The 21592-nt window shown below is 34.4% G+C and carries 16 protein-coding genes; 6 read left to right on the top strand and 10 right to left on the bottom strand.

The window, feature by feature from the left end; translation table 11 throughout:
* Positions 1 to 212 precede the first annotated feature (212 nt).
* The 4 genes from JO950_RS16835 to JO950_RS16850 form a co-directional block, all read right to left on the bottom strand.
* The gene (locus JO950_RS16835; RefSeq protein ID WP_202703683.1) at positions 213 to 1193 is read right to left on the bottom strand and encodes an acyl transferase; all 981 of its coding nucleotides are present in this window, start codon (positions 1191 to 1193) and stop codon (positions 213 to 215) included.
* Positions 1194 to 1345: 152 nt separating this feature from the next.
* Entirely contained in the window at positions 1346 to 1684 is a 339-nt protein-coding gene (locus tag JO950_RS16840) for a T9SS type A sorting domain-containing protein (RefSeq protein ID WP_017496209.1), read from the bottom strand.
* A 108-nt stretch (positions 1685 to 1792) separates the two neighbouring features.
* A complete protein-coding gene (locus JO950_RS16845; RefSeq protein WP_202703684.1) occupies positions 1793 to 3205 on the bottom strand; it encodes a hypothetical protein in 1413 nt (470 codons plus the stop codon).
* A gap of 191 nt (positions 3206 to 3396) precedes the next feature.
* Complete coding sequence (locus tag JO950_RS16850) at positions 3397 to 6198, bottom strand: TonB-dependent receptor (RefSeq protein WP_202703685.1); 2802 nt, start codon at positions 6196 to 6198, stop codon at positions 3397 to 3399.
* A gap of 230 nt (positions 6199 to 6428) precedes the next feature.
* On the opposite strand from JO950_RS16850, the gene JO950_RS16855 reads away from it, so the two are divergent.
* The 3 genes from JO950_RS16855 (at position 6429) to JO950_RS16865 (ending at position 9910) form a co-directional block, all read left to right on the top strand.
* A complete protein-coding gene (locus tag JO950_RS16855; protein ID WP_202703686.1) occupies positions 6429 to 7112 on the top strand; it encodes a response regulator transcription factor in 684 nt (227 codons plus the stop codon).
* A 239-nt stretch (positions 7113 to 7351) separates the two neighbouring features.
* Positions 7352 to 8431: a cell wall metabolism sensor histidine kinase WalK gene (locus JO950_RS16860; protein WP_202703687.1), complete on the top strand. Its 1080-nt coding sequence runs from the start codon at positions 7352 to 7354 to the stop codon at positions 8429 to 8431.
* Between the two features lie 174 nt (positions 8432 to 8605).
* A complete protein-coding gene (locus tag JO950_RS16865; protein ID WP_202703688.1) occupies positions 8606 to 9910 on the top strand; it encodes a porin in 1305 nt (434 codons plus the stop codon).
* On the opposite strand, the gene JO950_RS16870 is transcribed toward JO950_RS16865, so the two are convergent.
* The 5 genes from JO950_RS16870 to JO950_RS22300 all read right to left on the bottom strand — a co-directional run bounded on the left by JO950_RS16870 (position 9907) and on the right by JO950_RS22300 (position 15853).
* Positions 9907 to 10983 (bottom strand): glycosyltransferase, encoded by a 1077-nt coding sequence (locus JO950_RS16870; RefSeq protein ID WP_202703689.1) that lies wholly within the window; start codon positions 10981 to 10983, stop codon positions 9907 to 9909. The two genes, JO950_RS16865 and JO950_RS16870, sit on opposite strands and share 4 nt — an antisense overlap.
* Positions 10984 to 11222: 239 nt before the next feature.
* Positions 11223 to 11813: a hypothetical protein gene (locus JO950_RS16875; RefSeq protein WP_202703690.1), complete on the bottom strand. Its 591-nt coding sequence runs from the start codon at positions 11811 to 11813 to the stop codon at positions 11223 to 11225.
* Between the two features lie 63 nt (positions 11814 to 11876).
* The gene (locus tag JO950_RS16880; RefSeq protein ID WP_202703691.1) at positions 11877 to 15308 is read right to left on the bottom strand and encodes a hypothetical protein; all 3432 of its coding nucleotides are present in this window, start codon (positions 15306 to 15308) and stop codon (positions 11877 to 11879) included.
* A 100-nt stretch (positions 15309 to 15408) separates the two neighbouring features.
* Positions 15409 to 15579, bottom strand: coding sequence for a hypothetical protein (locus tag JO950_RS16885; RefSeq protein ID WP_017496200.1), 171 nt, complete (start codon positions 15577 to 15579; stop codon positions 15409 to 15411).
* A 49-nt stretch (positions 15580 to 15628) separates the two neighbouring features.
* The gene (locus tag JO950_RS22300; RefSeq protein WP_229998975.1) at positions 15629 to 15853 is read right to left on the bottom strand and encodes a DUF5808 domain-containing protein; all 225 of its coding nucleotides are present in this window, start codon (positions 15851 to 15853) and stop codon (positions 15629 to 15631) included.
* A 379-nt stretch (positions 15854 to 16232) separates the two neighbouring features.
* Between JO950_RS22300 and JO950_RS16890 the strand changes: the two genes are divergently transcribed.
* The 3 genes from JO950_RS16890 to JO950_RS16900 all read left to right on the top strand — a co-directional run bounded on the left by JO950_RS16890 (position 16233) and on the right by JO950_RS16900 (position 19994).
* A complete protein-coding gene (locus JO950_RS16890; protein ID WP_202703692.1) occupies positions 16233 to 16565 on the top strand; it encodes a helix-turn-helix transcriptional regulator in 333 nt (110 codons plus the stop codon).
* 81 nt (positions 16566 to 16646) lie between these two features.
* The gene (locus tag JO950_RS16895; protein WP_202703693.1) at positions 16647 to 17720 is read left to right on the top strand and encodes an AraC family transcriptional regulator; all 1074 of its coding nucleotides are present in this window, start codon (positions 16647 to 16649) and stop codon (positions 17718 to 17720) included.
* 102 nt (positions 17721 to 17822) lie between these two features.
* Complete coding sequence (locus JO950_RS16900; RefSeq protein ID WP_202703694.1) at positions 17823 to 19994, top strand: TonB-dependent receptor domain-containing protein; 2172 nt, start codon at positions 17823 to 17825, stop codon at positions 19992 to 19994.
* A gap of 526 nt (positions 19995 to 20520) precedes the next feature.
* Here the strand turns inward: JO950_RS16900 and JO950_RS16905 are convergent.
* Positions 20521 to 21522, bottom strand: a complete 1002-nt coding sequence (locus JO950_RS16905; RefSeq protein WP_237732375.1) for an outer membrane beta-barrel family protein — start codon at positions 21520 to 21522, stop codon at positions 20521 to 20523.
* Between the last annotated feature and the right edge of the window lie 70 nt (positions 21523 to 21592).

A 21592-nucleotide genomic window follows, 5' to 3' on the forward strand; every position in this document is an offset into this window, starting at 1 on the left:
TAGCTCGAAAGAGTTGTTAGGATATTTTTTAATCTATTTTTTCACGATTAAACGATTAACCAAATTAACGGTTCAACTTTCATAAAACCATTAGGTTACAGTCACGAATATCAGAATTATCAAAGCGTCCCAATAGCTCGAAAGAGTTGTTAGGATATTTTTTAATCTATTTTTTCACGATTAAACGATTAACCAAATTAACGGTTCAACATTTACAAAACCATTAGGTTACAGCCACGAATATCAGAATTATCAAAACGTCCCAATACCTCGAAAGAGTTGTTGGGATTTTTTTTACCTAAATCCTGAGTGGCGATAAAGGAACAGGAATTAATGTTGGCCAAATCAATCACATTGATTCCGCCAGTTTTTCCGTCTTTTAGATATGTTAAGGCATCTTCGGGATCGCGAACCAAAATGTGCATCCACGAAGGGCATTCAAATACACCTTCACCCAGAGAATAAGCTTGTCCCAGAAGTTCGGTCATGCCGTATTCTGAGTGAATAGCCGAAACGCCAAATCCTGCACAAAGTTGTTCGTGTAATTCCTCGCGAATCATTTCTTTTCGCTTGCCTTTCATGCCGCCAGTCTCCATAATAATAGTATTCTGAAGATTGAACTGGTGTTTCTCAATCAAATCGAGTAAGGCGTAAGTAACACCAATTAAGATTACATTTTGACCGGATTCGTCTAAAGCAGTTAGTTTTTTTATAAGATCGTCGTGATTGTGCAGGTAAAACCCACTGTCAGGCTGATTGGAGCGCTTTATTAAATCTTCGACCATATAGATTAACGAAGATCCATCACGCTCGAGATAAGACGGTAAAAGTGCTAAAACAACGTAATCTTCGATATTGCCGTAGAATTGTGAAAATCCATTGCGGTAACTTTCTTCGTAAAGACTTACATCGGTAACGATATGTCTGCTGGTAATTGCGCCTGTGGTTCCGCTGCTGGTAAAAGTTACCTGAGCCGGATCATTGTTGGAAACTACATTATGACTTTTGAAAAACTGAATGGGTAAAAAAGGAATTTGTTCCAATGATTTTACCTGTTGTGGATTTACTTTTAAAAAATCGCAAAAATCACGATAGACAACGTTATTCTCATGTTGAAAACGAAACACTTTTAGTGCTATTTTCTCAAATTGTTTCTGACTTGAAATGGTAAAGATATCGTTGGCTGTGATCAAAACTTTTTTTGTGCAAAGATATTGTTTTTAGTTTTTAGTCACAGTATTCAGTCGCAGTTTTCAGTTGTCATTTTAGGGTTTCGCAGAAACTGAAAACTGTGACTGTGACTGAAAACTAAAAAAGCTCTAATTTTCATTAGAGCTTTTGTGTTTTATCGAATAATGAGCTTTCGTGTTGCCGAAGCATTTTCTTCGCTTATTTTGATGATGTAAACGCCTGGAACCAGATCAGAAACGTTTAATTCTCGAGAACTTAAATGTGTTTGAAGTACCTTTTTACCCAGAACATCAAAGATGATAATCTCTTTTTCTAAATCATTTTTAGAAGAGATGGTTACTTTTCCACCGGTCACGGGGTTAGGGTACAAGCTTAATCCCTCAATGGTTGCTACCTGTTGAGGTTTTGGTAATTGCTTACTGTCTTGTGCCGAAACACTTACAGTAAAGAAAAAAGCCAATAAGAAAGTAATATAAAAGTAATTTTTTGCCATCGCGTTATTTTGGTTACTGTAAATATACAAAAAAAAGTACAAAAATTACACCAAAAAAAAAACATCCTAAAATTTTAGGATGTTTTTAACAATATTTTTTTTAAACTTTTATTTAGTCAAATCAACACCATTAACTGTTGCCCAAGCACCTCCAGTTATTGAAGCTCCGGTAGCAGTATCATCTGTTACAAAATTTCCAGCTGGGAATGCAACAGTACCGTCCCAAGGAGCTACTACTACACCTAAGATGTTTTTAGAAGTATTAGTGATTTTAACTTTAGTAATTTTAATTTTACCACCGTTTACTTGGTTTGTGTTTGTTGAAGCATCTTGTATTTTTACAGCTGCACCAGTGTAAACTTTACCAGCTTCAGTATAGTCACCGTAACCATCGATGATAATGTTACTGAAATCACCATTTCCTTCATTTTTGAATTGGAAAGCATCTACTTGAACATCTCCAACTGCTTCAGGAGTTGTACCAGCAATTCTTCTTAAAGTGATATTTGTAACTTTAGGGAAGTAAGCGTTATTGTTTTTAGAAGATTCGATTTCAATTCCGAAGTTTCCTTTTACATTTTGACGTGCATACCAATTTGAATTGGCTTGACCTTGCCATCCATCTTGCCAGTCAAAAGAATCATCTGTATTTTCGTAAGAGATCGCATTTGTTAAACTTGCAGTTCCTCCGTAAAATTCGAATCCGTCATCAGCACCTCTGTAAGATACTAAGTGGTCTAAAGTTGTTCCTGATCCTACAGAGTAGAAAGAGAATCCGTTTAATTCTTTAGTTCCGTCAGCTAATTTAGAACCAGCATATTCTACTCTTACATATTTTAATGAACCACCGTTATGAGCAGCATTTGTTCCTCCATATGGTAAAGCATTTCCATCTTCTGAAGTAGAAGTTTTTACACCGTTGATAGCATTGATTGGTGCGTCACCATACATGATGATACCTCCCCAAGAACCTGCTATTTTAGATTTTTCAGTAAATACAACTGGTTTGTCAGCTGTACCATTGATAATTAGTTTACCTCCATTTAAGACTACTAATGCATTATCTCCGGTAGTTTTATCAACTGTAATAGTTGAACCAGCTTCAAAAGTTAATGTTACACCTGAATTAACTTTCACCATACCTTTCATGGTATAGTTTCCTAAAGCATAAGTTTTATCAGCTGTAATTGGACCTGTAATTTCTCCAGTTGCTACAGGTACAGCCGTTACAGTTACAGTTTTTGTAACAGAAACAGATTGTACTGTATAAGTAATTACTGAAGTACCAACAGAAACTCCTGTGATAACCCCAGTTGAAGCCGCAACAGTTGCAACAGCAGGTGTAGCACTTGTGTAAGTACCGCCAGTAGTTGTACTGCTAAAAGTGGTAGTCGCTCCTACAACAATACTTTCAGTTCCTGTTAAAGGAGCTATAGTAAATGGAGCCGGATCGTTGTCGCTACTACATGATGAAAATAATAAGCCAATAGAAAGGGCTAAAGCGAAAAATTTAGTTTTCATAGTTGTGTTTTAATAGTTTATTTCTTTGCTGACAAAATTAGGATGGGAATACTTCATATGTGTTAGCTAAGTATTACAATACTGTTATTATAAAATCTCTTAAATATGAATTTAATGTTAAGTTGATTTATAATGGACTATAAAAAAAGCCCTATCGAAATAGGGCTTTGTATTTATAAAAGCAAATAGTATTAGAATGTGGATCCCAGGCTTAAAGAAAACCCACGGCTTTTTTTGTAACTTCTTGTGATCGGATCTCCTACAACAGGAGTTACGCTGTTATCTCCAATTTCAAATTTACGAGCAGGGTCAATTAAGTTGTCTGCTGAGAATTTTATATCAAAATGATCATTTATTTTACTGCTCCATACAAAGTCTAATTGTTGTACTGGCAGTTCGTAAATATGATCTAAACCATTTGTCCCTACTGCATAGATTCTCTTTCCAAATACGGAATAAACTAATGAAAGAGTATTGCTCCAATTCTTATTAATGTCAAATTGATATTTTAAATCGGAATTAATCAACCATTTTGAAGCACCTTGTAAATCTCTTGATCTATGAGTTTCTATTGATTGTGAAGTACTTCCGTCAGGGTTTATGATGAAAGGTTTTACTTCTGCTTTTGTACTCATTAATGAAGTATTGAATCCTAGTGAGAAATCTTTAAAAGTATTAGTAAGTCTTCCTAAATCATATATGAATTCAATTTCTGCACCGTATAGAACGGCATTGTCTGAATTCAAATAGGTAATGATTGTAGAACCTGCAGCATTAGCGGTTAATGTTCTTTCAATTGGATTTTTCATTTTCTTTCCAAAAAGACCAACTGCAAACATTTCTTTCGCTGTTGGGAAAAGCTCATACTTTAAATCAACATTGTAATTGTCGCTATTTACTAAATATGGGTTTCCTTTCATAGAAGTTCCATCGGCATTGATGTATTCAATTGGATAAGCTTCCATTATTACAGGTTTTGTATAAGTTATACCACCGGCTAAACGGATATTTGATTTTTCATTAATACTGTATTTAGTATTTACCGAAGGTAGAAAATAAACTTTATCGTAATTTAAAGTTATGAATGGTTCGTCAAATGAACCTTGTTGTCTGTACTTAGTAGTTCTATTTGCATTTTCTACTCTTACTCCACCATTCACTTCAAGTTTTTCATTGAACTTATAAAGTAAATTTGCATACCCGGCATTGGTTCCTTCTTTTAGGATTGCTTTATAAGTCGAGTTAGAGCTTTCTCTGTAGTTAAAAGCACCTCCGGCTACGTAGCCGTTCAATTGATTGTCAATGCTATTCAAAGGAGCATCAACATTTGGACCTGTAGTTGGTGAAATAAAACGATAAGAAGATTCCATATCAGATTTATTTCCGTTATATCCAACTGTAAGTTTATGGTTTTTGTCTGATCCAAACTTTAAGTTGTATTCTGCTAAGCCAGAGAAGTATGAATTTCCGGTAATTTCCAGATATTGTTTGATAAAGTTATTTCCGGCAATTGAAGCTATAACTCCGTCATTTTCAGTTTTTACACCTGAGAATGCTTTTCTGTCAGGTTGGTCGTATTTTGTTTTTGCATAAGAGATACCAGCTTTTACAGTCTGACTTTTGTCTTCAGTTAATGCGTATTCTCCTAACAGTTGATTATTCCAATAATTTGACTGGTCTAATTGATTCGTTCGGATAAGAGTTTTGTTTGTTCCGGTTCCTGTTTCAGCATTTGCAACACCAAATTGATCTTTGATTAAATTGTCAGTAGTTCTTATAAAAAGACTATTGTAAGCTAATTTGAATCTTTTGGCACTATAATTTAAACCTAATAAACCCGTTAAAGAAGTTTTATAATGGTTGTCTGTCGTAACAAAGTCAGTTTTGTAAGCGATTCCGGTACTTTGATAGGCAAAAGTTCTGTCTACTCCTTCTTGAATCCCATAGCTGTTTTCAGCATTTATCGAAAAGATATAAGAAAAGTTTCTGTCCTTACCTAAGTCGAATTTTTCTGAATGTAAAAATCCAATACTTGTGTTTAGTGGACTTCTTATCGGTGAAACATCAAAACCACTTTGAAATGAATTTAACGATTCTTGAGGAGTAAAAACATGTCCGGAAGGAGTACCTCCTAATAATGAAGGCAGTTTTCTATTGTCGCCTGTCATTCCAAAGAAACCTTCTGCTGAGTCTGCATCTTTAGAAAGAGAGAATCTTTTAAAATTACTATTGGCAATATAACTAGTTCCGATATTAATTTTTGTAATGCTTTTTGTGTTTTTCGAAGTCTGGATATTAAATGTTCCTCCAGCGAAGTCACCATATATATTAGGGTTGAAAGTCTTGTATACTTCTATAACACCAACAATATCAGTTGAAAATAAGTCCAATGGGATAATCTTTAAAAAAGGATTGTTTGTTGGAGCGGCAAGATCGTTGATTAATAAATTGTTGTATCGGTCTTCTAATCCACGAACAAATAAACCTCTTGATCCTACTTTTGTAATCCCGGTGATTTTTGTCAAACCTTCTTCAACATCACTAACACCTTTTCTTGACATTTCCTGTGCTCCAATACTTTGTTTGATAACAACAGCATTTTTTTGATCGAGTAATAAGGCGGTTTCTTTTTCTTTGTTTACGGCAGACGATTTTACAACAACATCTTTAAGTGTAAAACTTCCTGACGAAAGTACCTGATTTACAGTGATTGTTTCATTTGCTTTTACAGTAACTGGCTTTTCTACAGATTCATATCCAACGAAACTAAAAATAATGATATAATTTCCCGGATTTACATTTAAGGAATATTTTCCCTCAATGTCAGTGTTTGCGCTAATGTTTGTTCCCTTTAATAAAACATTTGCAAAAGGTAGGGCTTCATTGTTGGTTTCTTTGTCGGTTAATACACCAGAAATCGTACCTTTGTTTTGTGCGATCGAAATCGTACAGATGAATAATGTGATAAATAGAAATTTTAAATTGAATTTCATTTCAGTGTTGTGTTTAAATTTTTGTGCAAAGAAAAAGACGCTGTGTAAAGTTCATGTTAGCCACTTGTTATGTTTTCGTGTTGCTTAGATTATCAAATTGTTACCAGATTAAATTACCGTTAACCGCAATTTTTAACGGTCGTTTTATTAGTATATTTACCATCTCAAATGAAAATCATCGAATGTATAATAAAGAAAATTTGATGTAAAAATCTCAATTTTTGCTATTTATGAAAAAAACACAAACCAAGATTTTACTAGTTGACGATGAACCAGATATCTTAGAAATCGTTGGCTATAACCTTGCTCAGGAAGGCTACCAGATTGTAACTGCCTCTAACGGAAAAGAAGCAATTGCAAAGGCTCAGAAAGAATTGCCGGAATTGATTATTATGGATGTAATGATGGCAGAAATGGATGGAATGGAAGCTTGCGAACACATTAGAAAAATTCCCGAATTAAATAATGTTATCATAACATTCCTTACCGCAAGAAGTGAAGATTATTCACAAGTAGCTGGTTTTGATGCAGGTGCAGATGATTATATTACCAAGCCAATAAAACCGAAATTATTGGTCTCCAAAGTAAAGGCGCTGTTAAGAAGGTTAAAAGAACAAGAAGTCGTAAGTGATACCTTAAATGTAGGCGGAATAGAGATTAACCGTGAAGAATACAAGATCATTAAAGGTAACATTGAGATTGCCTTACCAAGAAAAGAATTTGAATTGTTTTACTTGTTAGCTTCAAAACCAGGGAAAGTTTTTAAAAGAGACGAAATTCTTGATAAAGTCTGGGGGAATGAAGTGGTAGTAGGAGGAAGAACGATTGATGTTCATATTCGAAAACTTCGCGAAAAAATTGGAGAAGACCTTTTTAAAACCATAAAAGGAGTGGGGTATAAATTTGAAGTTTAGATTTTTAAGGTCCTGAGGTTCTTGTGAGTTAAGTTACTAAGAAAACTTTATCAGGATTTAAATTCATTCAAATTGTTTTAAAATATTCAATACATTTAAACCATATAAGAATTGAAGTTTGTGTAATCTTCATTTTCTTATATGGTTTTTGAGTTATTCCTTTTTTTCTTTTGCCCGAAAGAATAGAACTCAAAAACAGAACTTAATTTTCTTAATCTCTTAATGACTCAATAATTTCAATGAAAATTAATTTTAAAAAAACATACAAATTTGCTGTAAAGTCAGCATTATACATAAGTCTTTTTGCAACAGGATTTGTGATGATATTGATGTCTTTGTTTTATAAAAACCAATTGAAGTATCAATTTGCATTCGGAATAATCTTTATAATATCCATTTATGCTTTTTCATTTTTGGTCTTGCAATACCGTGTGGAGCGTTTTATTTATAGAAGAGTCAAGAAGATATACGATGAGGTTTCGTTATTAGAGACAACAACATTGATCAATCAGCCTATAACTACAGACATGGAAACGCTTTCACGCGAGGTAAAAAAGTTTGCCACCGATAAAAAGCTGGAAATTGAAATGCTGGAGATCCGGGAGCAGTACCGACGTGAGTTTCTTGGAAATGTTTCGCACGAGCTGAAAACGCCTTTGTTTACGGTTCAGGGGTATGTTTCGACTTTGCTGGATGGCGCTATGGAAGATAAGAACATTCGAAAAAAATATTTAAAGCGAGCTGAGAAAGGGGTTGAGCGATTGATTTATATCGTTGAAGATCTGGACATGATCACCAAATTAGAATCAGGAGATCTGGATTTAATCATGAGCGATTTTGATATTGTAGAACTGATTCAAAACGTTTTCGATTTATTGGAGATGAAAGCCGACAAAAAGAAAATTAAACTGGCTTTTGAAAGTAAAAACATTAAATCAGTAATCATTCGCGGAGATAAGGACAGAATTCAGCAAGTTCTGGAAAACCTGATCGTGAACTCTATTAAATACGGTAAAGAAGGTGGTTTGACTGAGGTGGGTGTGGTTAACTTAACCAAGAAAAAGGTGCTGATCCGTATTAGTGATAATGGGGAAGGTGTTGAAAAACAAAACATTCCGAGACTTTTCGAGCGCTTTTACAGAGTGGATAAAAGTGGAACACGTTCAGAGGGTGGTTCCGGATTAGGATTGGCTATTGTAAAGCACATTATTGAAGCACATAAAGAGAAAGTATATGTAGAAAGTGAGTTCGGAATTGGTTCTGAATTCTCTTTTACGCTTGAAAAAGCAAATAAAACAGTAAAAGCTGAAGTTAAATAATTGTAAGCTTGTTGGAGTGAAGTGTCGTGAAATCTAGTGTTTTAACACTGATGAAATTTACGTAACTATTTCGCAACAATTCCTTTTTGTTATAGTAACACCTTGTTAATGATATCTTAACATAGGTGGCAGATCTTTGCATTCGAAAAATTAAGGGATCAGAAAACAAAAAGAATGAAAATAAGACTAATAGCAATTCTGTTGCTAATTACCTGTGTATCAAATGCACAGGATCTAAGTAAAGAAGAGGTAAAAAAAGAAGTAGTACGTCTTCTTGATTCAATCAACAAAGCAAAACTGCCAGACACTCAATCCGAAAAGAATGATGATGAAACGGATAAAGATCGTTGGTATGATAAGATTTCTTTAAGAGGTTATGCACAAATACGATACAATGGTTTGTTTTCTACAAATGATAAAGTATCATGTGATCAGTGCGACAGATCATGGGGGACAACTTCTACGGCCCCGAATGCAAAAGCAAACAATGGTTTATTTATCAGACGTGCACGTTTAGTATTTTCCGGTCAGGTTCATCCAAATGTATTTTTCTATTTTCAACCTGATTTTGCGAGTTCTCCGGTTACAGGAGTTCAGAATTTTGTTCAGGTTCGGGATTTATATTTTGACCTTTCTTTTGATAAGAAGAGAGAGTACAGATTACGTGTCGGGCAGAGTAAAATACCATATGGTTTCGAGAATATGCAGTCAAGTGGACAGCGTTTAACTTTAGATCGAAACGATGCATTGAACAGTGCCATATTAAACGAACGTGATTTAGGAATGTTTTTTTACTGGGCACCGGCTAAAATCAGAGAGCGTTTTGAAATGTTGGTAAAAGACGGTTATAAAGGATCAGGTGATTATGGTGTATTCGCTTTTGGAGTGTACAATGGGCAGATCGCGAATAGATTAGATGGAAACAGAGATTTGAATGTGGTGGCAAGAGTAACGTACCCATTTGTAATTGGAAGCCAGATTATCGAACCCGGAATTCAGGCTTATGCCGGAAAATGGGCTTTTTCAGGTGAAATTTCATCAGGAGTTAAAGTGAACAATTCACAGCACGTAAAAGATCAAAGGGTAGGAGCAACCTTTGTATTATATCCAAGACCTTTTGGAATTCAGACAGAGTACAATATCGGAAAAGGACCAAGATACAATTCAGTAATTAATGCAGTCGATGAAACAGATCTGGACGGTGGTTATGTTTTACTGAACTACAAATTAGATATTAAAAAACAGGTTATTTATCCTTTCGCCAAATTTCAATATTACGATGGAGGAAAGAAATATGAGAAAGATGCCAGAAGTTATGTTGTTAGAGATTATGAATTTGGTATAGAATGGCAGCCTCTAAAAGCTTTTGAACTTACTGCGGAATATGTGATTGCCGACAGAACTTTCCAGGACAGTGCACTTCCTGTGAACAGACAGCAAGGAAACTTATTGCGTTTGCAGGCACAGTTTAACTTTTAGTTTTCATCCTCAAAAACGGTAAACAGAGTATCCCAGTCTATCGTATCGTTAAATTGAGTCAGACCTTTAAACGACTTTACTTTTGAAAGATCTTCAATCGTAAAGTCGTCTTGCATTGCATAAGGTACTAAATTTTCGTTCTGAAGCTTTATGGCCAGATATTCCTGCTCGTATTGCCCCGGAGTTGGAATAAAAAAGGCTTTCTTGCCTAATTTTGCCAAATCCATAACGGTCGTGTAACCGGAGCGGCATAAGACAAATTCACTTTCGTTAAAAGTCTGTTCCAACTGTTTAGAGTTCATGAAATTATAATACGTAACATTTCCGGCTTGCCATTTGGTTTGTGTTTTTTCCACAATACCCTGAACAAACACTACTTTTCCTTTATAATTGACAATTTCTTTCTGTAATTTTTCGTCCAAAAAAGTACGCTGAGGTTCAGGTCCTGAGAGGATAATCATCAGATCATATACTTTCGGAGTGTCTTTTTTACGCATTCTGCTTAATGGACCAATATACTTTAGTTTTAGATCATCCGTTTTAAGATGACCCAATTCTCCGGTAAGATTTATCGTGTCATTAGTGTCCGGAACCCAGCATTCCGTGTATTTTTTTATAATATGCTGATGGCATTTACTGGTGAACCAGGTGGTGTTTCCGGTCATGACATTCAATTGATGGGTCATAAAAACGGAAGGGACTTTTTTACTGAAAACCCCTAGTCGGTTATCCGAAATAATACCGTCTATTCCGTGTTTTTTAATCCAGCTTTTTACGATTTTTTTTTCGTCAAGGATGGCGACAATCATTTTTGGCAGGTTTTTAATCAGCTTCCATTTGAAGTTTTTAGCATTCTTGGCGTATTCGATATGATAAGATGGTAATTCAAGGGTTTGAATGTATGGAAACTCTTTTCGTAACAATGCTAACGCAACACCGTCAGAAGCAATTATCGGGATGTAATTGTTTTCCTGAAGCGCTTTTATAATAGGGATGCATCTTGTCGCATGACCTAATCCCCAGTTTAATGGAGCAACTAAAATTGTTTTGTTCGCAGAATAGTCAATGCTCATAGTGTAACACTTTTTAAAAACGAAGATAAAGAAATATGCTTTTTATGTTATTTCGTACGTATTACTAAATTATTAACTCTATAAGGGGCTTCAGCCCATATAATTCGTTGTTTAGGTTGTGGAATTAGTAGTGTTTGGAAGGAAAAGTTACTTGTATGTTAACGAATATTTGGTTTCTCAATAGACAAAAAAAAGGAGTTACTGTAAGTAACCCCTTTCAGATATTGGTAAAAGGAACTTTAATCCTGAATATAGGTTTTGTTTCCATTTTTATTAATGTAGTATTTACCGCCTTTTGGTCCGGTATATACTTTTTTTCCATTGTACTCGCCGGTTACTTTGTCGGCTACTTTTGGAGCTTTTTCATTCGTTTCTTTTATTGTTTTCGAAGCTGTTTTTTTTGCAGCAGCGGCGTCTTTTTGTGCTGCTTTTGAAGCTTCAGTTGCTTTTGCTGCTGTTTTTGTTACGTCAGCTTTTGCACTGGCGGCTTTTGTGCTTGCTGCTTTGTCAGCGGTCTTTGTGGCTTTTACAGCATCAGTTTTTGCTTTTGTAGCCTCGTTTTTAGCTTTGGTTGCCTGTTTGTCGGCAGCTTTTTTTGCTGTGCTTGCAGACTCTTTTGTCGCTTTTGCTGCCGCTTTGCTGGCATCATCAGCTGCCTTTTTGGATTTTGAAGTTTCTTTTTTAGCGTCGGCTTTCGCTTTATCTGCTTCTGCTTTTTTCTTTTTCGCAGCAGCTTCGGTTTTGCTTTTTACTGCTTTTGTAGTTACATCTTGCCCATAGAAATTAGAAGACAGAAGAACTACAAAACAAAGTACTAATAATTTTTTCATAATGTTACAAGTTTAAATTTCATTTAAAATTAAACAATTTCTGATTATGTTTTTTGTAAAGTGTTAAAAATAAGCACGGAGTTGTATATTTCCGGTATGAACCACCGAGCCTGTCTCACTTTTTCGCCCCTGATAATTTAAATTCACATCTAAAAACTGTGTGATGTTTTTTTGTAAAAGAAACTTCCACACCAGGTTTTGTCCGGCCTGTAGCCCTTCCAGCATTTGAAACCCTACTGACGAAAATTCATTTCCTGTGAATTTGTTCTGGTAAAAAGAAAATTCTCCGTTTACCGTTATTTTTTTTTCTCCCGCAAATGAAAATGAAGTTCCCAATCGATTTTGAACCAGAGTTTCAAAATTTCCTATTTGATTTTCTTTGTTCTGAAACTCAAAAAAGAAATCCAGACTGGTGTTTTTCGAAAACAAATAACTCACTTTGGGAGCCATTTGGTGGCCCGTGATAGCATAGTTTTTTTCGACAAAATCTTCAGAAACCAGGTCGGTTTTAATCGTTTTGGTAAAGAAGTTAAACAGCCAGCTTTTTTGATACAAATGGGTGTATTGCAATTGATGTGAATTGTTTTGAACATTTTGCGATCCAATCGAAAGTAGGTTTTTGCCTTTATTGACCAAATAAGTATAGGTAACGGAATGTTTTTGTTTGCCGCGATTGTAGTACAAACTATTTCTGAAACTCGAATTAAGCCCCAGTATATTTTCTTCTGAAGAATTAAACGGATTCAATTCCAGACGCTCTCCCTGACTTTTTACTTTGCGATCCATAATAAAGGATGTCTGATTGTAAAAATAAGACAGGAGTTTTTTGAAACCGGTCTCGTTCTGCCACTGCAATGGATTTAATGCCACAGATTGGGAGAACCTATTTTGATTGGTTTTGATGTAAACCCGATTTGGTAAAAAGATTCGGATGTAGCGGGCCTGATCGGGAAAGGCTGCAATTTCAAATTCTTCCAGTTCCTGAATTCCGTTTCCGTTGTAATCGTTCCAGGTATAAACCCCCTGACCCGTCGGAACTTCAATATAGGTAAACTCCTGTTGGGCAATAGTTCCTGAACTGGTTTCATAGGTGGTTCCAATTTGCAGGAGCTGATTAAAAAAACGATCGTTATAAAGTATTCGGGAGTTTAACGAAGGTTCATTTTTTCGGGTAGCATCTGTAAAATCCAGTTTGCGATAGCTGGCATATACCGCCAGATCGGTTTTCTTATTCTGAATTAATTTTGATTTTAAAAAGTAAGTTTGAGAATTGTTTACATGCTGTAGAGATCCGTTTTGTAAACTGTCATTTCGACGTTGCAAATAACCAATTTCGACAAAAACTTTAGTGCTGTCACCACGGCCAATAAAAACACCATACTCTGAAAATCGTTGGCTTAAGGCCGAGAACTGATTAGTGATTTTATTCTTCTGCTGATTGTCTTCGAGCTGCATACTGGCGCCGACCCAGTTTTTACCAAAATGATATTTAGTTCTGGTTTGATTCCGAATAAATTTTGAAGTAGAATTTGTAGCATCTGAATTCAGGAAGCTGCCCCTATTTTCGATCGTCCATTGTTGCAATTTGAAAAGTGCTGTTGAGGTGTGACGCGATCCTGAATAACTTTTGGAGTAATCTAATTTCTCAAATTGATAGGTAAACAATCCAATATTGGAAGTCTCTTTTTGGGCAAATAAATCAAAATTTAGTCCTGTGATCAACATGTTTTGGTTCCCGAATAGTGTCTCGTTTAAATTCCAGTCGCGGTTGAATTCAATATTGTACAAACGCTCAACAGACCTGAAATCTTCCTGAACGAATTGATAGTTTGCAAAGGCATCCAAAGACCAGCTTCGTGTAAAAAGACGTTTTTTAATATTGGTTTTAATAGCAATACCGTCATTATTGGCATCATCTATTCTAGAGAACAGGTTTTTGTCGTTGTTGCTTACTGCAATTTCAAAGTCAACCAGCGTTTTTTCGTCCGGATTGTATTTGCCTAAAAAAGTAGCTACCTGTAATTTTATAGGTGCGACCAGATTGACAAGTGGTTCATAATTGCCTTGTAAAATTCCGTTAATAGGAGCTTTATATTCATAAATGCGTTCTACAGAGTTATTGTTTTGAATGATGTAATTACCGGCATTGTTTCCAACAAGACTAAATTTTACGTTGTATAAAACAGTGCTCGCATCTTTTGAATATTCATAAATTTCGATAGAATTGACTATTTTTTTTTTGTAAAGTATTTTAGTATCGGCATAGGTGTCTTCATAGGCCGAAGGGGCTTTCATTAAATTCGGATCATCTCCGGCCTGACTTAGAATCTGAACCTGTTCTTTTGAAAGATTTTGTTGTAAAGGCTGATTCTTCATGTCGTTTTCAGAATAGAGATAACCGCCAAAACTCCAGTTTTTGCTTTCATGAGTTCCGCCTGCATAGGTCACGAGTCTGTTGTAATTTCGTTCAGAATATTGGTACTCTACATTAATTCGCATTTCGGAAGTAATCGTAAAAAGAGAAGTGAAAGTAATTTCACCCGCATTGTAGTCGATCACATAATCGTTATTTTCTCCGCGTTTCAGCAAAACACCATTTACATAAACACGCTCAGAGCCTGAAATTACCAGAACATACAATTCACCATTTTGTCCTTTTAATTTATAAGGTCCCTGATTTCCTTCCTGGCCTGTAAAAGTACTTTTGGCGTATTGTCCCTTTACAAAAGCGACTGAAGCAAAAATGTTGGTTTTGTTTTCGTCTGTACCAAAATTAAAATTGGCCGAAAGCCCCTGGACTTTTTTATTGAAATTTAAAAACTGGGTTTTTCTGTTCTCTAAAAAAACATCTCCGGCCCGAATATTCCAGTCGTCTGTGAAAAGTTCCATAAAGATATTGTCAAACTGATCCAGTTTTTGAGAATAACCGCCATCCTGAAGCGGGATATTGCTGTCTTGTAAGGAAGCTCGTAAACTAATTTTGTCAGATATTTTTCCTGTAATCTGCAAATCCAGATTGGAATTTAGAACTGTATTTTGGTTGTTTCCGACAGTTACTCCTCTTGTAATGCTTCCGGATGTATTTAAACCATCAAACGGAGTGACTTTTTTGGTGACAGCATTATCAATTTTATACAGCTTTTCAGTACCAATGTCGTTGGATACGACCTGATTTGATTTGTATAAGGTATATTCCCGGGTTAGAAAATCGGGATATTTCAGATAATTTACAATTAAAGTATCGGCAGTTGAACCTAACTTTTCATTTAGAACTAAAGTTCCCTTTTTAAAATCAATTTTATAAAAAGTAGAATCGACAGCTTCATTTTTAGTTGTAAAAAGTTGAAAAAATGCCGAATTGATACTTACTTCTTCAAGATGAATAGTATCCCGGCTGGCAATTATTTTCCTGGTTTTGTACGATGATACCGTTTCCTGTGCCTGAAGCCCGGAAAACCAGATGAAAATAGTAAGAACCAGTAATTTTTTCAACATAAATACTTTAACTCTCAAAAATCAAAAGTAGTATTTATAATTGGGAAATAAAGAGTCCGCGATTCAGACAGATTGGGGATCCGTTTAAGCGCAAATTGTCCTATCTCCCGCTTCTGATCTGACAGCACATCGTCATAAAAATAGAAAGTGCTAAAACAAGAGCGGTTCCCGTTTTAATCATGCTGCCGGCACGTTCTGAATTGTAAAAGAAATAGGCCAGATAAAGACAGCTTATAACGGCAATGCTGTATTTGAGTATAAAAAGTTTCATGTTTTTAAGGGTGATTTAAAATAATAATCAGCTGTTTTGAGTTCAGGTACTAAGAGTTTCTTGTAAAAATTAGTAGTACAGCGATTATTGCTATGGCGGTGCATATTGAATTGGGGTTTGCAAAATTTATAGTCCACCCAAGTTGCTTAATTTTTTTTGGAGGGAACAATCTTTTATCCTGAGGGTTATAATAGAAAACTCCCCAAATCCAATTGTTTGGATCGCGGTTCCAGTTGTTTTGGGTTTCTTTTGTAGGTTTAGTGTTGAAATCCATTATTTTAGAGGGTTAAGTTTTTATCAGAGGAGGGGATTTTGATAAAATGATTTAACTGTTTTTTCTACTAAAGCGATATCCTAATGCTATAATAATGATCAAAAGGCAGAGAAATAAGACTGGTCGGGTCATGGTTTTTTGGGTTTAGTGTTTTTTGGGGTTAATCCAATTCCTGAGCCTGGTTAAGCACAAGAAATTATTTATTTGTTTTTCGGTGGCGCTAATTTAGCATTTTGTAAGGTTCTCTATTATGTGATTATCGGGTATTTTTAATAAGAAATTAACATATGTTTTTTTATTTTAAAAATAATTTGTTTTTTGTGAGTATATATGTGTAAAAGTGTCCTCTATTCTTTTGGACGGAAAAATTTGCTAAACCATGAATGTAATTGTAGGAAACAAGCTTAAAATACTTCGGAAAAATAAGAGAATGTCACAGGAAGAAGTGGCAGATTTTCTTCACATCTCACAATCAGCATATGCCAGAATGGAAAGTGGTGAAAGCAGTTCATGGGCGAATCATATTTTAAGAATCTGCGAAATTTTTGAGATAATTCCCGAGGATTTATTGAAAGTGGAACATAAAAAACAGGATCTGAATGGGGAGGGTTTCTCCACTACCACTGCTCATTTATCGGGTAAAATAATTGAGGAATATGAAGAACGTATAAAAGAGTTAAAACAAACCATTCGCGATCTGAAGAAGGTGTAGTTTTTATTTTAAGAAAGAGAATAAAAGTAGTTAAAATAGTATTTTTTTTTAGCTTTGTATGGAATGTAACAATCTTAAACAATGGATTCCAGTAAAGAACTTTTATTCTTTTTTAGTGCATTAGGAGCTTTTAACGGAATTATCTTAAGCATCTATTTCTTCTTTTTTACTAAAAAAAGATTTCTTACAAACTATTTTTTGGGAGGCCTTTTGTTTGCTTTAAGTATACGAATCGCAAAATCAGTATTTGTTTATTTTAATCCAACTTTACCCAAAATGTATTTGCAGATTGGGCTGACAGCTTGCTTTTTCATAGGTCCTTGTTTGTACTTTTTTTTAAAATCGGCTGTAGATGAAATAAATGTAATGCCAAAATCATGGAAACTCATACTTCTATTTTGGGCGATCCTCAGTATTTTGGTTGGTGTTATTTTTCCTTATGAATATTATCCGAAACTCTGGAGTTTTCGTTTTATCAGAATTATTTATCTGCAATGGTTTATTTATATTGTTGCTTCAGGGTTTACTATTAAAGCAATTCTGAAAAAAATCTTGAGCAGAAAAGAGAAAACTTCTCCATCTGAAACGTGGTTTGGGATGCTCTTTTTAGGGATCTTTTTACTTTTCGTTTTTTATTTTCTTGCTTTAATTGGAGCACCGGCTGCAATTTATATTAGCGGTGCAGTTGTTTTTTCTTTTATTCTATACTTAGTGGTATCAATCCTTTTGTATCGAAAGAGAACGGATGATCTATTTCTGTTAAATGTCACAAAAGGTGCTGTAAAAAAAATAGATACTGAAGAGGCAGAAGCTTTATCTCAAAAGTTAGAAACTATAATGAATGAAAAAACATTGTATAAAAATCCAAATCTTTCACTGCAGGATCTGGCTAAAGAGGTCAATATTACAAGCCATCAATTATCACAGTTTTTAAACAATAATTTAGGTAAAAACTTTACCAGTTTTGTAAATGAATTCAGAATTAGAGAGGCCCGCGAAATTATAATTTCAAATGACAAGCTTACTTTAGAAGCTATTGGTTACGATGTGGGTTTTAATTCTAAATCGACATTTTTTGCAACGTTTAAAAAGTATACCGGAAAAACGCCTTCTTATTACCAAAGCGCAGATTTTAGAAGCTCAAACCAAGTGTGAATTTATAAAATGGTACTCCTGATTTCTATTTTGAAGATCTCATGACGTGATTTACTGCTGACTTTTGTTCCAATAAAAGTCAAATTTTAATTACAACAAACTATGAGATCCCTTGTTACCCTTTCTTCCTGTTTTTTATTTTTCTGTTCTATAACCTCAAAAGCACAATCTAAACCAACAAATCAGGATAAGGTTTTAAATCAGAGTGATGAGTTAAAGGAAGTGGTTATAAAAAGTCAGCCGTCATTGTTAAAACATGGAGCAAACGGAACTGTTGAGGTTTTGGTTGCAAATACATTACTTTCCACCAGTAGCTCTGTTACTGAATTATTAGGCAGAGTTCCAAATGTTATTGCAGCTGATGGACAAATTAGCGTGCTTGGAAAAGGTGAAGCAATTATTTATCTCAATGGAATTTTGATTAACTACGAACGATTTGCTGCAATTCCGGTTTCGCAAATTCTGAAGATTGAAGTTGTTTCCAATCCTTCCTCAAAATACGATGCCGAAGGAAAAGCAGTGATCAATATTATTACCAAGAAGAATATTGAAAACGGAATAATGGGAACAGCAAGTCAGCAGATTACCGTTTCTGAATTTGCCGGAACCAGTACCAATACACTGCTTGATTTTAATTATACAAAAGGCAAGTTCTCTTTTATAACCAATTACGGATTGCAATTAGGAAAAGGAAGGGAATTATTATATACCACAAGAACAAGATCCAATACCGACGAGTATCTGCAATCAAAATTGACTACAGATTGGCAAAGACAATTTAATAATTACTCGAATTTTGGATTTGGATTGCAATATACCATCTCGGACAAACAGTACATTACGTTGGGGTATAGCGGAAATGTCGCAGATTTAGGAGGAGCGGTTAAAAGTCGAAATGCCATAACAAATAACAGTAGCAATAGCCTTTACAGTACCAACATTTCTAAAAATGATGTGTTGTTAAATCAGTTCATTAATTTAAATTATAATGTGGTAACAGATGATCAGGGTTCATCATTATTTGTGGGTACCCAATATTCTAATTATAATGGGAATGTTGATGATTTCATTGATGAAAATGGTCTGGTCGATAGCTTTCTGACTGAAAAATATTTAAAGAACATTGTAGAAAACACTACAAATATTACAAGCCTACAGTCAGATTTTACTAAAAAGATAGATGAAGATACAACATTAGAAATGGGGGCTAAATTTAGCCGCGCTGCGATCAATTCTAAAACGAATTTTTTGGTATCGAAAGTAAAAGAAAGTGATTTTGAAGTGGACACGGGGCTTTCAAGTGATTTTAAATACGATGAAAAAATTGGTGCAGCTTATTTTAGTTACCTGTCATCATTAAGTGAAAAGTTTAGTTATTCGCTTGGTGCCCGAGGCGAGTGGACCAATTACGATTTGCGTACCAATGCTAACGGAAATCAGGAATTTAAAAAAAGTTATGCGAATTTTTTTCCAAACGTTCTGTTGAATGTGAATGTTTTGGATGAATTAAAGGTGCATGCGTCTTATGTTTCCAGAATAACAAGACCACGATATCAGTCTTTAAATCCATTTGTCATTTACCAGGATCCTTTTACGACCATAGAAGGAAATCCTAATTTGTTGCCGGAAAAAATTCATGCTTTTGAAATTGGTGCATTCTACAGAAAATTCGATTTTAAAATAGGATATACACATAGAATAGATCCTATATCCGGAGCTGCTTTGCGAGGAGAGAAGCCGAACAGTTATATCTTAAGATCGATAAATTTTGATAGAGAAAATACTTTTTTTACCTCTCTTTCAAGATCGTTCAAAAATAAAATTTGGAGTTCTGTAAATACGGTAAGTGTCAGTTATAGCAAAGCGGTTGATCATAAATATTCATATGAATTTGGTGCTGTAAAACCACAGTTGTATTTGTATTCGAACAATACGTTTACAATCCCCAATCTGTTCAAAATACAGCTGCTTGCCTGGTATTTGGGAGACAGAAGTTACGGATTGGGTCATGATGATGATCGGTCGACAGTAACTATTGGAATTGAAAGAAACTTTTTTGATGATGCTTTAAAACTAAATTTTACAGCCAATGACATCTTTCACAAATTTAGAACTTCCGGAAATTATAATGTAGGACAAACCGAAATCTATTATCACAGAACCTATACAACAAACTATTTCAGACTGGTTGCGACCTATACTTTTGGAAATTCAAAAAAACAAGCATTTAAGAAATTAAAAACAGAAGAAGTGGAGAATAACAGGGCAAGATGATTGAAAGAAAAATGGCTCCCTTAATCAAGAATAATAATTTTCATGACTTTGTATTTTGATATAATCGTTTTTTTGTGCAAGTCAGCAGAGCTGTAGTATAGGTAATTGGCTTATCTCTATAGAAAACAGTCGGAGGAGTTATATGTTTAGTTTTTTCGCTAAGTTCTTTCCATCTTACCAGATAGTATTGTTTCTTAACAGTTGTTGAAATAATAATAAGAATTATAAATAAGAGTATGTTTCTATCGATTTTATAAGCGTATTTAATCTTTTCCTTGTTTAGGATAATGAGGTATAATGAGACCATTATTATTGTAATCTGGCTTTCGATGGCTCTGAAAGGATTTGTGAGTAAGCATAATGCAAAAGTGATTAAAAGAAAGTAGTATTTTGGATTGAAGGTTTTGGTGTTTGATGATTGATAAGGTTCGAATATTTTTTTAACTGTAAAAAGTAACAAAAATAGAATTGGTACTCCAAGTTCTATTGCAGTTTGCATACCAATTGTCATAAAATACGATTAATTTTATTTTGTCCTGGATTTGATTTCTTCATTGATGCTATCTGCCTCAATTATCTGTTTTTTTATTCCCTTTGTAAGTTTATACGTTATACTGAACCTAATCCATTTCGTGTCAAATTTTTGAAAAATAAAAGAGTATTGATCCAGAATTATTGAAGTACTTTTAAGTTTATATGTTCCTAAAATATCATTTGCTGTAATAGAGGCCTTAAGTCTTTTACTTAAAAAGGTTTTACTTATACTTGAATTTAAAGAAAACAGATAATTTGTTTTGTAGGGGCCTTGAATAAAAGGAGAAATGTATTCGTTTACTATTTCTAGATTAAAGTTGTTAGGAAAAGTAAATAAATTAGTAGTGGTAAATTGGTTTGACCAGTTGTAAGAATTAATGCTTAAAAAATCGTCTGAAGATTTAATGGTATCATAGAACATAACAATGTTAAAATTTAGATTCCACCATTTAAATAAATCAAATGTCGAGTTATTGCTAAAAGATAAAGAATTGCCGTTTTTAATATTGAGTGGTGTTAAAATTGTAGATAAGATCTCATTGTTTTGAAGAGGCGTTTGGAAAATTTCATTTTTATTAATGGAATAGTCAATTGCAAAAACATAATTCTGCTTTAGTATGTATTGTAGCTCAAACTGGTGTGAAATGGAGGGTTTTAAATTAGGATTTCCAACTAGTATTGTATTTGGATCCACATAATAATTAAATGGCATTAGATTATTAAAAGTAGGTCTGGTTATTCTTTTGCTATAGGACACATTAAAATTATTAGTCTGCGAATGATTATATGAGATACTAAAAAAAGGAAAGAAATTAGTTTTATTATGACTTAACGTATAGCTGTTTTTACTATTGATTCCTTCGGAAAAATTAGACTCTACTCTAGAACCTAGGATAAAATCAATCTTTTTAATTGTTTTCTTATATTGAGCATATCCTCCCAAGATCCATTCTTTATATCTATAATCATTAGACTTTCTGTATCTTATACACATCTGACGCTGCCGACGACTAGTCGAGTGTACATCTCGGTGGTCGCCCTATCATTAAAAAAAATGTGGGGTC

The organism is Flavobacterium sp. UGB4466, assembly GCF_903469665.1.
Classification (GTDB): Bacteria; Bacteroidota; Bacteroidia; order Flavobacteriales; family Flavobacteriaceae; genus Flavobacterium; species Flavobacterium lipolyticum.

What these genes read in the sequence shown, in the direction of transcription:
- JO950_RS16840 (WP_017496209.1), bottom strand. Translation starts at nt 1,684, where the DNA reads ATGGCAAAAAATTACTTTTATATTACTTTCTTATTGGCTTTTTTCTTT.
- JO950_RS16845 (WP_202703684.1), bottom strand. Translation starts at nt 3,205, where the DNA reads ATGAAAACTAAATTTTTCGCTTTAGCCCTTTCTATTGGCTTATTATTT.
- JO950_RS16850 (WP_202703685.1), bottom strand. Translation starts at nt 6,198, where the DNA reads ATGAAATTCAATTTAAAATTTCTATTTATCACATTATTCATCTGTACG.
- JO950_RS16855 (WP_202703686.1), top strand. Translation starts at nt 6,429, where the DNA reads ATGAAAAAAACACAAACCAAGATTTTACTAGTTGACGATGAACCAGAT.
- JO950_RS16860 (WP_202703687.1), top strand. Translation starts at nt 7,352, where the DNA reads ATGAAAATTAATTTTAAAAAAACATACAAATTTGCTGTAAAGTCAGCA.
- JO950_RS16865 (WP_202703688.1), top strand. Translation starts at nt 8,606, where the DNA reads ATGAAAATAAGACTAATAGCAATTCTGTTGCTAATTACCTGTGTATCA.
- JO950_RS16870 (WP_202703689.1), bottom strand. Translation starts at nt 10,983, where the DNA reads ATGAGCATTGACTATTCTGCGAACAAAACAATTTTAGTTGCTCCATTA.
- JO950_RS16875 (WP_202703690.1), bottom strand. Translation starts at nt 11,813, where the DNA reads ATGAAAAAATTATTAGTACTTTGTTTTGTAGTTCTTCTGTCTTCTAAT.
- JO950_RS16880 (WP_202703691.1), bottom strand. Translation starts at nt 15,308, where the DNA reads ATGTTGAAAAAATTACTGGTTCTTACTATTTTCATCTGGTTTTCCGGG.
- JO950_RS16885 (WP_017496200.1), bottom strand. Translation starts at nt 15,579, where the DNA reads ATGAAACTTTTTATACTCAAATACAGCATTGCCGTTATAAGCTGTCTT.
- JO950_RS22300 (WP_229998975.1), bottom strand. Translation starts at nt 15,853, where the DNA reads ATGGATTTCAACACTAAACCTACAAAAGAAACCCAAAACAACTGGAAC.
- JO950_RS16890 (WP_202703692.1), top strand. Translation starts at nt 16,233, where the DNA reads ATGAATGTAATTGTAGGAAACAAGCTTAAAATACTTCGGAAAAATAAG.
- JO950_RS16895 (WP_202703693.1), top strand. Translation starts at nt 16,647, where the DNA reads ATGGATTCCAGTAAAGAACTTTTATTCTTTTTTAGTGCATTAGGAGCT.
- JO950_RS16900 (WP_202703694.1), top strand. Translation starts at nt 17,823, where the DNA reads ATGAGATCCCTTGTTACCCTTTCTTCCTGTTTTTTATTTTTCTGTTCT.
- JO950_RS16905 (WP_237732375.1), bottom strand. Translation starts at nt 21,522, where the DNA reads ATGTGTATAAGATACAGAAAGTCTAATGATTATAGATATAAAGAATGG.